Here is a 13996-nt window from a genome sequence, read left to right as displayed (position 1 = left end):
CCACTCCGTCGTGCCTCAGCAGGCGGACAGCGTCAGCTCCGGCTCGCCGTGGGCGTCGCCCGCCGGGTCGCCGATCCTTGCTGTGAACGCCTCGGTGCGTACGGTCAGGCCGGCGCCGTCGCGTGCGAAGGCGGCCGTGACCGTGCCTCCGGGGCCGTAGCGCACGGCGAAGGCGTGCAGGTCGTCCGGGGCGTCCGGGGCGGGGCCCGCCTCCAGGGCCGTGGAGCTGACGAGATGGTGCCAGCCCTCGTCGGGGTTGCCGTAGCCGCGGGGGTCGGCGGCCAGCGCGAAGGCGGCCTGCTCCTGGGTCGTGTCCGAGCGGGCGTCGAAGTGGTCGATGCCCTCCGCGTCAGGATGTGTCAGCCGCAGGGCGCCCACCGCGGTCACCTCGCCCTCGGCCGTCCGGCGCACCTTGTCGCCGTCGTCCTCGGCGTACGGCAGCCCGGCCAGCAGGTAAGGCGTGCCGGGGAGGCGTTCCACGGTGACCGTGGTCCACAGGCTGGTGCCGTCGGTGACGTACAGGGACTGCAGGTGCCGCAGCACGTGGTCGCGGCCGACGACCGGTTTGGTGACCAGCTTGGCCGCGAGTCCGTCGGTGCGCACGTCACGGACCCGCACCTCGCCCATGGGACGGCACAGCAGGAAGCCGTCGACGACCGGGCCGAAGCCGTGCTGGCGGTTGACGGCCGCGGGCAGGTAGTAGGTGCCCGCGGCCTCCACGACCGCCGGGGTCATCCTGGAGTCGAAGGCGACGGAGACCGTGCCCGCCCGCAGTTGGTGGCGGGCGGTCGTGGTGGACGGCTGCCGGTGCCAGCGTGAGGTGTCCTGGATCTGCCAGACCAGCATCCAGGCGAAGTGGCCGTCCACCCCGCCGTCCTCCTTGACCGCGTGGCGGGCCCAGCGGCTGTCGCCCCGGTAGCGGCCGAGGTCAGCGCCGATGCGGGCGCCGAAGTAGCGCAGGCCGAGGACCGACTCGAAGGCGGAGTGCTGCTCGCTGTAGCGCGGGCCGCCGTTGTCGAAGCCGCCGTTGGTCAGGCGGGCGTCGAGGTAGCGGGCCAGGGTGTCGCCGTCCTCGGCGAACATCGCCTCGCCGCTGATCCGGTGGGCCTGGGCGAGGAAGGACAGGGAGATCGGGCCGTAGTTGTTGTCGTAGGCCCCGCCGTGCTCGGGGGGCAGGGCCGCGCCGCGGTCGGTGACGCGGTGGGCGCGGATCTCCTCGCGGTACAGCTGGAGCGCCCGCGCGCGGACCGACTCCCCTTCTGCCCCGGGCAGATGGGCGGCCAGCATCAGGCCGCCGACCACACAGCCGATCGCCTGGTTGCCTGCCTCCTGCGGGTTGAAGAAGGTAGCCTCGGTCAGCCAGCGCCAGTATCCGCGGGCCACGTCGAGGAGTTCGGCCCGCTGTCCGTCGTCGACCAGACCGTCCGCGGCGTCGAGGACGTTCACCGCCTGGAGCAGCGCCCACACCGTGCTGGGCCAGTCGCCGATGGGGTGGGCGCCCGCCGCCAGGGTGTAACGGGCGTACGGCAGACCGGAGTTGCGCACCTTCAGGTTGGGGTAGCCCGGGTTGTCGTCGGTGTACACGCGCTCGCGCAGATGGAAGGCGAGGCTGCGGCCGACCGCCTCCGGCAGCCTCGGGTCCTTGCCGCGCCGCCAGGCGAACGCGAGCAGGGAGGTGATGCCGAGCGAGGTGTCGCCGATGTCGTCGACACAGTCGGGGTGTTCCAGGCTGCCCTCGGGCGTGAGGCGCGCGAGGGCCTGCTCGGTGACGTCGGCGAGGACGGCGTCGTACGCCTCTGGGGTGTCCGGCAGGTCGTGCAGCGGCCCGAGCTGGCGTGGGAGGTGCAAGGAGATCAGCCCTTCATGCCTGAGATGTGGCGCGCAGTGTGAGGGTCAGTGCCTGCGGTCCGTGCCCACCGAGGTAGACGCGGTTCCCGGTCGTCGCGTCGGTGCCGCCGACCACGGTGTGGTCCTGCCCCGGGTCGTAGCGCAGTACGTCGCTCCGGTCCGGTCCGGCGAGCGGTCCGCCCGTCTCGACGGCGGCCTCGACCCGGATCTCGTCGTCGCCGACGCGGTAGATCAACGGCTCGGTCGTCAGACACCAGCTTCCGTCGCCGAGCGGTACGGCGCCCTGTGGCTCGCCGCCCGGCCGGAAGGTCAGTTCGAGGGCCCAGGGCACCGGTGGGCCGCTGATGTCGATCCGCAGGTCGGCCCCGTCCTCCCGCAGGCCGACCTCTACTCGGGTCGTGTGGGAGACCTCGTCCCGAGGGCGGTCGGGGAAGGCCATCGCCGCTGAGAAGCGGCCCTCGTCCACCAGGCGGTAGGCGCCGTCGTCGCGCCTCCGGTCCTTCGGGAGCGGCTGGTAGTAGGCGGCTGTGAGGGTTTCGGTGAGCCGGTACCGGTTGTCGGCGAGCTGTTCCATGTCGGCGGCGCGGAACGGGCCCAGGTCGAAGAACCCCCGCGAGAGCCGGACCGCGTCGAGGACTGCGGCACCGGCGAACAGGCGCAGGAAGGTGGGGTTGCAGGCGAGGCCCGAGCGGATGCGCCGGTGCTCGGGCACGTCGGAGCCGCCGTACACCACGGTGTGCGCGGTGGCCGAGACGTGTGCGGCGAGACGTGCGGTGGGGAGGTACCGGTCGCGCGGGAGCTTCTCCGCGTCCGGGGCCGGCAGGGGGCGGCACAGATCCGGGGTGAGGAGGGTCTGGGCGAGCAGGTCGGGGTCGTCGATGCCGCCGGCGGCCGCCAGGCGGGCCGCGCGGGCGAAGTCGCCCCGGCCGGTGCGGATCGCGAGCAGCCGGTAGTGCGGCAGATAGGGCCACAGCGGGAACGTAAGCTTCTGGTCCTGGCGGCGCGAGTGGACGGTCTCCACCGTGCCGTCCGGCCTGATCAGGTCCAGGGTCGTGGCGAGGTTGCGTTCGACGGCGTCCCGCAGGTCGGTACGCCCGAGCACCTCGGCCAGCAACAGCAGCGACGGGTTGGTCACGAGGGACGCGTAGACGGCGCTGCGTTCCGAGTACAGGCCCTCCGCGTCGATGTCGACGCCCTCCGCGAGCCATTCCTCGGCGCGGTCGAGGAGACGGTCGTCGGGGAACGAGCGGTGCAGCCGGGCCAGCGCCGCGGACAGCTCCCAGCGGTGGTTCGGGGTGTGCACCCCACCGGTCAGGAGACTTGTGGTGGCGGCGCCGGCGATCTCGGCGAGCGCGGCCGTGACCTCGCGCAGTTCCGGCCCCGCCGCGGCGGCGAGGACGTGGGCGTCGCACACGTCGTTGACGGTGAACGCGGAGTCCGGCGGGGACTGCACGTTGTCGCCGCCGGCGAAGAGACCGGTGGTGGTCTGCGCGGCCAGCAGGGCACGGAGGTGGGTCAGCGCGGCGGCGACGGCCCGCCAGCTGCCGTGCAGGGCCGAGTCCGGGGAACGGTACGCGGCGACCAGGGTCTTCACCCGCCGCGCCAGAACGCGATGGGTCACACCGGCGGGGTCCTCGTCCGGGCCGTCCACCAGGGGGGCGGCCAGCCGGTCGGCGGCGCGGGCCGCCGACCGGACGAACTCGTGGTCGAGCGGGGCGGCCAAGGTCAGTCCTTCAGTCCGGCGTTGATGTCGGCGCCCATGACGTAGCGCTGGAAGACCAGGAAGATGGCGATCAGCGGGATCATCGAGATGACCGAGGCTCCGAGCAGTACCGACCAGTTGATGTTCTGCGCGCCGACGATGCTCTGGATGCCGATCTGCACGGTGAACTTGTTGGGGTCGTTGAGCATCAGGAGCGGCCAGATGTAGTCGTTCCACCGCCACTGGAAGGACAGGATGGCGAGGGTCAGCATGATGGGCCGGGAGAGCGGCACCATGATCCGCAGGAAGATCGACAGCTCGCGGGCGCCGTCGATGCGTGCGGCTTCCACCAGTTCGTCGGGAACCGTCAGGAAGAACTGGCGGAACATGAAGCATCCGGTCGCCGTGAGCACGGCCGGGAGGATGATGCCGGCGAACGAGTTGTAGAGGCCGAGGTTTCGGACCACCAGGAACTCCGGGGCGAGCATGACCTCGCTCGGCAGCATCGTGGTGGCGAGGATGCAGATGAAGAACGCCTTGAGCCATCTGTTGTCGTACTTGGCCAGCGCGTACCCCGTGCAGCAGCTGACACCCACCGTGAGGATCGTCGTGATCACGCACACGATGGCCGTGTTGATGAAGTACTGGGAGAAGTTGGCGCTCTCCCACGCGGCCTTGAAACCCGACAGGGTGGGGTTGTGGGGAACCAGCGTCAGCGGATAGGAGAACAGGTCGCTGGCCGGCTTGAGGGCGCTGAGGACGAACCACAGCACCGGAAACCCGTACAGGCAGGCCATGATCCACAGCAGTGTCGTCGCGGACACCGCCTGCCGGAGCCCTCCGGTGGCCGTCTTGCGGGGGCGCTTCCTGGAGCCCCGCCGTCCGGAGTCGACGTCGGCCGGGCGCGGGATGTCTGTGGTTGTCATCGGTTCTCCACCCGCCGGTTGACCATCAGCTGGACGACCGCGACGGCCATCAGGATGAGCATGAGCACGAACGACGCGGCGCTCGCGTAGCCGATCTGGCCCCGTTTGAAGCCGGTCTCGTAGATGTACTGGACGAGCAGGTTGTTCGACGTGCCGGGTCCGCCGTTGTTGAGGGCGACGAACACCGGGTACTCCTTCATCGCGTTGATCGTGTTGAGCAGGATGACGATGAACGAGGTGGGCGCGATGCTCGGCAGGGTGATGCTGAAGAACTGGCGCCAGGGGCCGGCGCCGTCGAGCGAGGCGGCCTCGTAGTACGACACCGGGACGTTCTTGATCGCCGCGATGAACAGCAGCATCGTGAAACCCGTCCAGGCCCAGGCCGCGGCCATCACCACCACGAGCAACGAGAGGTCCGCGTTCGACTGCCACGGAACGGCGTCTCCGCCGAACTTCTCGATGACGTAGTTGACCAGTCCGAAGTTCTCGCCGAACATCCACCGCCACAGGACACCCACGACGATGGGCGACAGCAGCCACGGGATGAAGAAGAGGACGCGGGCGACCGAGCCGCCCTTGGCGTGCTTGCTCACCACCAGGTTGGCGGCGAGCAGCGAGACCACGAAGTTCAGCGGGACGAAGAGGACGGTGTACAGCAGGGTCCGGGACAGCGCGTCGTAGAAGGTGGAGTCCCCGAACAGGTTGTGGTAGTTGTCCAGCCCGACCCACTGGAACACCCCCACACCCGTGTAGTTCGTGAAGGAGTAGACGAGCCCGATCACCGCCGGCCAGACGAAGAACAGAGCGAAGAGCACGACGTTGGCCGCGATCAGGACGAGCGGCGCAAGGGTGTACTTACTGCGTCTCCTGGGCGGGCTCGCGGACACGTCCGAGGCGCGTTTTGTCATCTTCCTGACTCCGTGCTGGTGGAAGGGATTGCGATGGGCTCAGGCCATGAGCCCGGCATCACGTGGGCGGCCGGGGCCGGGCGGCGGGGTCGGTACTCCGCCGCCCGGGTGCTTGCGGCCTATGATCAGCCGCCGACCTGCTGGTTGTAGCCGTCCACGATGTTCTGCAGGGCCTTGTCGGCCGACTGCTGGCCGTTGATCGCCTTGCCGAGTTCCGTCTTGGTCGGGTCCTCGGTCAGGCTCTTGCCCTTCAGCACCCAGTTCGTCTGCGCACCGTTGAAGTAGCCGGAGATCGGGGCGTAGAGCGGGATCTCCTGGTTGTAGAGCTTGAACGCCGCCTGCGCCGCCTCGGACTTGAAGGGGTACGTCGGGTTCAGACCGCTCTCGACCGGCAGGAAGCCGGACGCCTCGCACAGGGCCTTGTAGTGGGCCGGCTCGTACAGCCAGGACAGGAACTTCGTCGCGGCCTTGGACGCGTCACCGTTGTTGTTGAAGCCCACCACCATGCCGCCGCTGTTGACGTCACTGGCCTGCACCGGCTGGGCGGGGGTCGGGACGCTCGCCCACTCGAACTTCTTGATGCTGTCCGCGAAGGAGGCGACCTGCCACACGCCGGACCAGTACGCGACCACGTCACCGCTCTGGAACATCGCGGACGGGTCGGCGCCGCTGGTCCACACCGACTTCGGCATGGTCTTGTCGTCGTTCCAGCCGACGAAGGTGTTCACGGCCTTCTTGGTCGCCGCGTCCACCGAGAACTTGCCGGAGTCGTCGGCGTGGACGTACTTGCCGCCCATCTCGTACACCATGGCGCGCAGCCGGGAGGGCGACTGGTCGAAGGTCAGGGAGTACTTGGCGCCGGTCTTCTCGCGGACCTTGTTGGCCGCGGCGATGAAGTCGGTCCAGGTCCAGGTCTTCGACGGCTCGGTCGGGAAGGAGACGCCGGCCTTCTCGAACAGCGACTTGTTGATGAACAGTCCGGACGCGGTGACGTCCGAGGGGATGGACAGCACCTTCCCGGACGAGTCCTTCGCCAGGAAGTTGGCGTTGATGTTGTTGCTCTTCTTGTCGGCGATGGAGCTGAGGTCGAGCAGCTTGCTCGACCAGATCGGGTCCAGCGCCGGGACGGCCGCCACGTCGGGCAGGGAGTTCGCCTGCGCGGCGTTGTGCAGCTTCGTGGTGTAGCCGTCGTAGGGAATGTTGACGAGCTTGAGGTTGACGCCGGTTTCCTTCTTGTACTGCGCCACCATCTTCTTCCAGCCCGCGTCCTGCCCCGGAACCGTGGAGATCCAGAACGTCAGCGACTTGGACGTGCCGCCGGAGCCGGAGTCCCCGCCACAGGCGGTGAGCGTCAGGGCACCTGCCGTGAGAGCGGCAGCGAGGGAAACCAGGCGGCGCGTGCCGCCGCGGCCGAGACGGCTAGAGCGCCGCACACCCACAGTGGTCATCTTCGATCCCTTTTTTTCGTCGTAGGGGACGGAGCACGGCGCCGACCGAGGCGGCACGGGTGCATTTTGCAGGAAGGGCTGCTTTCCGAGGGCGCGGCCTCGCCCGGCCGCGTCATCCTGACGGGCGAGGGTCCCCGGCCGCTGTGGCCGCCACCGCACGGGCACGCCCTCGTGCGGTTGCCGTACGTCGAGTACGGGCGGGACGCTCGCCCAAGCCGGCGTCCCGGCCGACTTAGAAAGCGCTTGTCCGGACATTGGCAGACCGAGTCCGAAACCGTCAATCCTTCGTCCGCGCCGCCTGGGTCACGGTTTGGACTCCTCTTGCGACCGCGAGCCGGGCGGCACCCACGACCGTACCGAGATCACCGACCTGGCTGCTGACCACCTCGGTGGGCCAACTGAGCCGCTCCAGCTCGGCCCGCACACCGGGCAGGAGCTGCGGAAACGCACCGGTGCTGCCGCCCAGTACGAGCAGTCCCGGGTCCAGTACGGCGGTCACGGCGGCGGCCAGCCGGCCCACGTCCACGGCGTGTCTGTCGACGACCGCGCGGGCCGCGGTGCTGCCCTGTCCGGCGAGGGCGAAGAGCTGCTCGGCGCTGCGCGGGCAGGCGCCGTCGGATTCCGGCCAGGCCGCCGCGGCCCTGCGCAGCAGGGAGCGCGACCCGATGTACTCCTCCAGGGCCTCGTGGCGGGGCTCCAGGTCATCGTCCCAGGGGTAGGGCAGCCTGGCGAGCTCTCCGGCGGCGCCGTTGGCCCCGGCCAGCACATGGCCTCCCACGACGATGCCGAGACCGATACCGACGCCGATGCGCAGGTAGCCGAAGGTGTGCCGGCCGCGCGCCGCACCCTCGTGCAGTTCGGCGAGGGCGGCGCAGTTGACGTTGTTCTCCAGGTGGACGGGCACCCCGGGTGGCAGCGCGACGGTCACCGCGTCGAAGACGGGTCCGGCCTTGGCCGTGGCGGGACGCATCCGCTGCGGGGCGGTGACGTCACCGACGGCCACGACGATGGTGCGCAGCGGGGCGTCGGCGGGCAGCGCGGACAGGGCGTCGCGCACCACGTCGGCGGCCTCGTCCCGGGGGCCGGTGGCCTCGGCGAGCAGGGTGCCGTCCAGGGCGCAGCCGCGGACCCGGGTGAGGGCGGGGCCGAGGTCGACGGCGAGGACGGCGCCCGCGGCCGGGCCGAGGCGGTAGACGGCGGCGCTGCGGCCCGTGGCGCCGGAGGAGGTGCCGGAGTGGGCCGCGAGATGCACACCCTCCAGTTCGGCGACGGCGGAGGAGACCGTCGGCTTGGACAGCCGCGCGAGGCTCGCCAGCTGCGGCCGGGTCGCGGTGCCGGCCTGGGCCAGCACGGCGAATACCGCGCCGGCGCTCTCGGTCAGACGGGGGGCTCTCGCCACGTCGTGTTCCACACTTCCCCCAGGTCACAGGCCGCTCTCCCGGGCCGATCGGCTCGGCGGGAGGCAGCGATGGGTTGCTCCGGCGTCATGCGTTCCCGCCCGGGGCGGGGGGCCCGGGAAGTCGGGTGCGTGACGCCTATTGACACGCACTGTACTTCGTTAGTTAACTTCCTAACGAACGTCACGGTACTCGCCTGCCGTGGTCCGTCAGAGGCCCGTCCCGGGGCTTCCCTAGTTCTTCAACTGCCTTGCTCTCAGGCACGGTTCGCCCACCGTCGCAGCACACAGCGCAACGACGAAAGAGGTTCCGTGCAGGACACCGCACCCCTGGTTGTCGGCATCGACGTGGGCGGCACCAAGACACAGTTCCGCGCGTTCGCGGGCGACACCCTTGTCGCCGACCACGTCCGCTCCAGCAGCGGCTGGCGGCCCCACGACCCGGTGGCCGCCGCCGGGTGGCTGGCCGCGCTGGCCGCCGACGCGCTTCCCGAGGGCACCCGCCCGTCCGCCCTCGCCGTCGGCGGGCACGCCTGCGAGACCCCGCGCCAGTGCGCGCAGATCCGCACCGCTCTCCAACTGCACTTCGACGCGCCCGCGCTGGTCGTGGGCGACGCCGAACTCCTCGTCCCGGCGGCGGGACTGGACAAGGGCGTCGGCCTGGTCGCCGGCACCGGATCCGTGGCCGTGGGCCGGTTCGCCGACGGCACACCGGTCCAGGTCGGCGGCTGGGGCGCGCTCCTCGGCGACGAGGGCGGAGCCGCCGGCCTCGTCCGCGAGGCCGTACGAGCCGTCTGGGCGGCGCACGACCGCGGCGAAGAACCCGATCCGCTCGCGCTCGGCCTGCTGTCCGGGTTCGACGTCCCCGAAGTACCCGCGCTCGGCGCCGCCCTGGAGCACGCCACGGCCGCCTCCGCCGACTGGGGCCGACACGCCCCGGCCGTCTTCGCCGCCGCCGAGGCCGGATCCCCGCTCGCCCGCACCGTGATCGCCGAGGCGGGCCGCGCCCTGGCCGCGCTCGTCGAACGGCTCGCCGCGCGCGGGGTGGTGGTCGACGACGTCGTGGTGGCGGGCAGTACCGTCCTCGCCCAGCCGTCGCTGTACGACGCCTTCGCGTCCGCGCTGGCCGACGGTGTGCCGTCGGCACGGCCGCGCCCCCTGCGGGCACCGCCGGTGGACGGCGCGGTGGCGATGGCCCGTTCACTTCTGTGACATCCGCCGGACGCCGAGTCTCCTCCGGTCCGACATGACTCGCCCGTAGATCTTCGCTCGTACGACTTCAGAAAGCGCATTCGCCGCACAGGCCGTCCAGCGCATCATGAGTCGCATCCGCACCACCTCCCCGGCCGTACGGCCGCAGAACTGCAGAGAGAGGCAGACCCATGCCGTCATCCGCCGGGCAGCACTCCCCCGCGCCGCTCACCGAACGCGCCATGAGGCGAAGGGGGTTCCTCAAGACGTCCCTGGGTGCCTCGGCCGGCGTCCTGGCCGCGCCCACCTTCGCCTCCTGGCTGGGCGCCGCGGACGCCAAGGCCGCCACCGCCCCTCTCGCGTTCGTGGACGACTACAAGTCCAACGTCATGGCGAACCTGACGCCCGAGACCAACGCGGTGGTGCGGGCCCTCGGCGGCTTCGCCCGGGTGTGGAAGACCGGCGGCGCCTGGAACACCGGCACCCCGCTGCGGCCCGAGATACTGCGCGCCAACATGCGTTACTGCGCCCGCGTCACCAAGGCGCGCACCCAGGCGGAGGCGAAGGACGCCTTCCTCTACGACCGCCAGCACCAGAGCTACGCCATGATCGGCGGCCTCGGCCCGCTCGCCGGCCTCTACCGGTCCGGCGCCAAGGCGGTCACCTCGATCACCAGCGCGCCCGACAGCACCCCGGCGACCACGATCAGCGACGCCGTACCGGCCGACGCCCCCGCGGGTTCCGCACTCGGCGCGGGCTCCTACGACTCCTCGCTCGGCCTGGTGGCCAAGCTGGTCGACACCGTGCGCGGCCCGTACGCCTCCGGCAACCCCGGCAAGTACGCCTTCCAGTACCCGCGCCCGTGGCGCATGAACGAGGACAGCCAGGTCGTCGACACGGGCGCCAAGGACGCACTCGGCTTCCCGGTCTACGACTCCGAGGTGATCGTCGCCCCGCAGCTGCTGCGTCAGCGCAACACCTCCCCGGTGGACGACGGCGGCTTCCCCAGCGGCCACACCAACGCCTTCCACCTGGCGGGCCTGGCGTTCGCGTACGCCGTGCCCGAGCGCTTCCAGGAACTGGTCACCCGCGCCTTCGAGCTGAGCCACACCCGGATCATGTCCGGCATGCACTCGACGGTCGACGTCATGGGCGGCCGCATCATGGCCACCGCCCTGGCCGCCGCCACGCTGGCCGACTCCGCGAACGCCGACCTCAAGGCCGCGGCACGGGCGCAGGCGCTGAAGTACTTCACCGAGCAGACCGGCACCACGGCCGACACCCTCTTCGCCTACGCCCACTCCGACGCCGCCGACGCGTACGCGGACCGGGACGCCAACGCCCGCTCCGTCAAGCCCCGCTTGACCTACGTACTGCACCGGGACGGCGGCAACGAGCCGTTCACCGTGCCCAAGGGCGCCGAGGTGCTGCTGGAGACGCGGCTGCCCTACCTGGACGCGGGACAGCGCCGTGAGGTGCTGCGGACCACCGGGCTGCCCTCGGGCTATGTCCTGCTGGACGGCTTCGAGCAGTGGGGCCGGATCAACCTGTTCGCCGCGGCGGACGGTTACGGCTCCTTCGACGCCGACGTCACCGTCACGCTGGACGCGGCCTCGGGCGGCTTCCACGCGGCCGACGCCTGGCGCAACGACATCGACGGCTGTGGCGGTCTGACCAAGCGTGGCAGCGGCACGCTCACCCTGACCGGACACAACCGGTACACCGGCGGGACCGTGCTGAAGGAGGGTGTGCTGGTCGCGGGTTCGGCCCACGCGCTCGGCCACGGCGATGTGCGGGTGCAGGGCGGGAAGCTGACGCTGGGCGGCAAGTCGCTCCAGGTCCACGGCACGTACAGCCAGGAGTCCGGCGCGCTGGAGCTGACCCTGCGCTCGGGCCAGGAGCCGGTCCTGGAGGTGACGCGGCGCGCGGTGCTCGGGGCGGGCAGCGTCCTGTCACTGAAGCTGGACGCGGACAAGCCGCCGACGGCCGGGCGCACGGTCCGGGTCCTCGGCTGCCAAGGACTGCGCGGCCAGTTCGACCGCGTCGAACTGAACTCCGACACGCTGCGGGCCGTACCCGTCTACACGGCGGAAGGTCTGTCGGTACGACTCCTGAAGCGGTGACCGCCGCGGAGGCGGGAGCTGATGCGAGAGTGGCCCTCATGAGGTGGCTCCGGATCGCTCCCGCCACCGCCCGGCCGGACTCACCGCGGGGCGGATGATGGCGAGCGAGCAGCAGACGGTCCTGGCCCCGGTCCCCGGGTCCGGGGCCCACGACGACGAGGTGCGACAGCCGCGACCGGTCCGGCGGTGGCTGGTGCCGCTGCTCGTCGTCGTGCTGCTCGCGCAGATGGCCGCCGTCATGGTGACGACCGCGGTGCAGCAGACCCCCACGATCGACGAACCGGTCTACGTGGCCACGGCCGCGGAGTACCTGCACGGTCAGGGCATCCGCTACAACCCCGAGCACCCGCCGCTCGGCAAACTGGTGATCGCCGCCGGGGTGGCGATCGCCGACCCGCACGTGGACACGGCGTTCGACGGGCCCCAGATCGACCTGGGCCCCCACCTGCTGTACGAGTCGGGCAACGACCCCTGGCGGCTGATGTTCTGGGCCCGGCTCCCTGTGATCGTGCTGACGCTGCTGTTCGGGCTGGTCGTGTTCGCCTTCGCCCGGGAACTGGCCGGACGGGCGGCGGGGCTCGCGGCACTCGCCCTGTACGCTTTCTCCCCCGACGTCGTCGCCCACGGCTCGCTGGCCACGCTCGACGTGCCGATGGCGGGTTTCCTGCTCACCTCGGTGTGGCTGCTGTGGCGGGCCCGAGCACGGCCACGGCTGTACGTCCCGCTCGCCGGCCTGGCCCTGGGGGCGGCGCTGGCGACGAAGATGAGCGCGCTGCCGGCTGTGCCGGTCCTGCTCGGGCTGGCCGCCCTCTCGGTGTGGACCGCGGGTCGCGGTGACGGGACGCGCCGGCGGCTGCTGCACGTGTCGGCCGGGGCCGCGGTCCTGACCCTGGCCGCCGTCGCCGTCGTATGGGCGTCGTATCTCGCGGTCGATCCGCGGCTGCGGTGGACGTCCCAGGACCAGGTGCCGGTGGTGCACGGGCTGCGGGGAACCCTCGTCGATCTGCTGCCGTTCCCGCAGGCCTACGCGGACGGGATGCGTATCCAGTTCCACTTCGAGAACTACCCGTGGGAGGGCTTCCTGTTCGGGCGGGTGTACACCGGGCACCTCTGGTACTACCTGCCCGCCGCGCTCCTGGTGAAGACCCCGCTGGGGCTGCTCGCACTGTGGGCCGCGGGTGCCGTCGTGCTGGTGGCGGTACGGCGGCTGAGGCCCGCCGCGCCGTATCTGCTGGTGCCCGCCGGGGTGCTGCTCGCCTCGGCCATGACGGGCTCACGCGACTTCGGCACCCGCTACGTGCTCTTTCTGCCCATGTTCCTGTCGGTGGCCGCCGGCTGTGTCCTCGCGGTACACCGGCGTTGGGCCACGGTCGTGACCGGGGCGCTCGTGCTGTTCGTAGCGGTCAGCTCACTGCTGGCCTCTCCCTTCTATCTGCCCTACTCCAACGAGGCGTTCGGCGGACCGGCCCGCACCCATCTGCGGTTGCACGACTCCAACGTCGACTGGGGCCAGGACCTCGGCCGACTCGCCGACCGGCTGCGCGAGCGCTACCCGGACGAGCGGATCTGGCTCGTCTACAAGGGCAGCGGGGTGCCGTCCGCCTACGGCATCGAGGCGTCCGATCCGCGCGAGGTGCCGGTGGACGACGTGCACGGACTGCTGGTGGTGTCGGACTCGTCGGTCGCCAAGGCGAAGGGCCGGCTGGCCGAGTTGATCGACAGCAGCCGTCCGGTCGACGAGGTCGGTCACTCGATCACGATCTACCGTCGATGACCACCGCCGCGAGGGTGACCCGGGTCCGCTCAGCGGACCGCCTGCTGGAATCCCTCGGCACTCACATGCTGCATCGCCCCGCTCGTCACGCGGTAACGGCCGTTGGGCACCTGGTCGGACCTCGTGATGTGCACGGTGAGCGGGCCCGCCCATTCGTAGCCCTGCCGCTCGCCGTGCCGGGCCAGGCTGTCCGTGAGCACCTGGCCCACACTGCTGCCCCGGCGCACCAGTTCGTCGTAGACGAAGTGCGCGAGCTCGACGTCGTACGCGTTCGGGACCACCACCCTGTTCTCACTGCACACGACCACGTTGCTGTCGCACTCGCGCCGCAGGGCGTCGAGGAGTTCGACGGGCTCCCGGTCGACGACCCGCGCCCACAGTGCCTCCCACCCGTGCTCCATTGCCTGTTCCAGCGCGCTCAGCGCACCCATGTGTCTCTCCTGCCGATAGCTCCGGTTTCGCGTGCGGCGTCACTCCTGGGCGAAGTCCTCGGGTCCCACCCGCGCTTCCTCGAACGCCTCACGCAAGGTGCGTCCGCTGCCTCCGGGGGTCTCGGACGTGTCCGCGTCGGTCCGCGGCTCGGGCCGGTCCTTTTCGGGGACGGTCATACGGGGCTGCTCCTCGGATGTCGTCGAAGGGGGGCGCCGGAGCGGGTTCCCGTACGGCGGCCACGTATCCGT

The 13996-nt window shown here is 71.0% G+C and carries 11 protein-coding genes; 3 read left to right on the top strand and 8 right to left on the bottom strand.

Annotated elements, in window-relative coordinates; all coding sequences use genetic code 11:
- Positions 1-15 precede the first annotated feature (15 nt).
- The 6 genes from ABZT93_RS10840 to ABZT93_RS10815 form a co-directional block, all read right to left on the bottom strand.
- Entirely contained in the window at positions 16-1848 is a 1833-nt protein-coding gene (locus ABZT93_RS10840) for a hypothetical protein (protein ID WP_356101938.1), read from the bottom strand.
- 13 nt (positions 1849-1861) lie between these two features.
- Positions 1862-3571 carry a hypothetical protein gene (locus ABZT93_RS10835; protein ID WP_356101935.1) on the bottom strand — a complete coding sequence of 570 codons (1710 nt, stop codon included), beginning with the start codon at positions 3569-3571 and terminating at the stop codon, positions 1862-1864.
- 2 nt (positions 3572-3573) lie between these two features.
- Positions 3574-4476: a carbohydrate ABC transporter permease gene (locus ABZT93_RS10830; RefSeq protein ID WP_356101933.1), complete on the bottom strand. Its 903-nt coding sequence runs from the start codon at positions 4474-4476 to the stop codon at positions 3574-3576.
- Positions 4473-5384: a sugar ABC transporter permease gene (locus ABZT93_RS10825; RefSeq protein ID WP_356101930.1), complete on the bottom strand. Its 912-nt coding sequence runs from the start codon at positions 5382-5384 to the stop codon at positions 4473-4475. The genes ABZT93_RS10830 and ABZT93_RS10825 overlap by 4 nt, the downstream gene beginning before the upstream one ends.
- Before the next feature lie 125 nt (positions 5385-5509).
- Positions 5510-6832 (bottom strand): sugar ABC transporter substrate-binding protein, encoded by a 1323-nt coding sequence (locus ABZT93_RS10820; protein WP_356101927.1) that lies wholly within the window; start codon positions 6830-6832, stop codon positions 5510-5512.
- A 277-nt stretch (positions 6833-7109) separates the two neighbouring features.
- Positions 7110-8231 carry an ROK family protein gene (locus tag ABZT93_RS10815; protein WP_356101924.1) on the bottom strand — a complete coding sequence of 374 codons (1122 nt, stop codon included), beginning with the start codon at positions 8229-8231 and terminating at the stop codon, positions 7110-7112.
- Between the two features lie 309 nt (positions 8232-8540).
- On the opposite strand from ABZT93_RS10815, the gene ABZT93_RS10810 reads away from it, so the two are divergent.
- From ABZT93_RS10810 to ABZT93_RS10800, 3 genes are all read left to right on the top strand, one after another.
- Positions 8541-9440 carry a BadF/BadG/BcrA/BcrD ATPase family protein gene (locus ABZT93_RS10810; RefSeq protein WP_356101921.1) on the top strand — a complete coding sequence of 300 codons (900 nt, stop codon included), beginning with the start codon at positions 8541-8543 and terminating at the stop codon, positions 9438-9440.
- A gap of 170 nt (positions 9441-9610) precedes the next feature.
- Complete coding sequence (locus tag ABZT93_RS10805; RefSeq protein WP_356101918.1) at positions 9611-11542, top strand: phosphatase PAP2 family protein; 1932 nt, start codon at positions 9611-9613, stop codon at positions 11540-11542.
- A 94-nt stretch (positions 11543-11636) separates the two neighbouring features.
- Positions 11637-13316 carry a phospholipid carrier-dependent glycosyltransferase gene (locus tag ABZT93_RS10800; protein WP_356102225.1) on the top strand — a complete coding sequence of 560 codons (1680 nt, stop codon included), beginning with the start codon at positions 11637-11639 and terminating at the stop codon, positions 13314-13316.
- Between the two features lie 29 nt (positions 13317-13345).
- Here ABZT93_RS10800 and ABZT93_RS10795 read toward each other — a convergent pair whose 3' ends face one another.
- Positions 13346-13747, bottom strand: coding sequence for a DUF3662 domain-containing protein (locus tag ABZT93_RS10795; RefSeq protein WP_356101915.1), 402 nt, complete (start codon positions 13745-13747; stop codon positions 13346-13348).
- A 39-nt stretch (positions 13748-13786) separates the two neighbouring features.
- Positions 13787-13924 (bottom strand): hypothetical protein, encoded by a 138-nt coding sequence (locus tag ABZT93_RS10790; RefSeq protein WP_356101912.1) that lies wholly within the window; start codon positions 13922-13924, stop codon positions 13787-13789.
- Between the last annotated feature and the right edge of the window lie 72 nt (positions 13925-13996).

Source organism: Streptomyces sp. NPDC005303 (genome assembly GCF_040607335.1).
In the GTDB taxonomy this organism is placed as follows: domain Bacteria; phylum Actinomycetota; class Actinomycetes; order Streptomycetales; family Streptomycetaceae; genus Streptomyces.
Note: the sequence above shows the minus strand (reverse complement) of the source record. Positions and strands in the feature narration are given on the sequence as shown.

What these genes read in the sequence shown, in the direction of transcription:
- ABZT93_RS10805 (WP_356101918.1), top strand. Translation starts at nt 9,611, where the DNA reads ATGCCGTCATCCGCCGGGCAGCACTCCCCCGCGCCGCTCACCGAACGC.
- ABZT93_RS10790 (WP_356101912.1), bottom strand. Translation starts at nt 13,924, where the DNA reads ATGACCGTCCCCGAAAAGGACCGGCCCGAGCCGCGGACCGACGCGGAC.
- ABZT93_RS10825 (WP_356101930.1), bottom strand. Translation starts at nt 5,384, where the DNA reads ATGACAAAACGCGCCTCGGACGTGTCCGCGAGCCCGCCCAGGAGACGC.
- ABZT93_RS10830 (WP_356101933.1), bottom strand. Translation starts at nt 4,476, where the DNA reads ATGACAACCACAGACATCCCGCGCCCGGCCGACGTCGACTCCGGACGG.
- ABZT93_RS10820 (WP_356101927.1), bottom strand. Translation starts at nt 6,832, where the DNA reads ATGACCACTGTGGGTGTGCGGCGCTCTAGCCGTCTCGGCCGCGGCGGC.
- ABZT93_RS10800 (WP_356102225.1), top strand. Translation starts at nt 11,637, where the DNA reads ATGATGGCGAGCGAGCAGCAGACGGTCCTGGCCCCGGTCCCCGGGTCC.
- ABZT93_RS10795 (WP_356101915.1), bottom strand. Translation starts at nt 13,747, where the DNA reads ATGGGTGCGCTGAGCGCGCTGGAACAGGCAATGGAGCACGGGTGGGAG.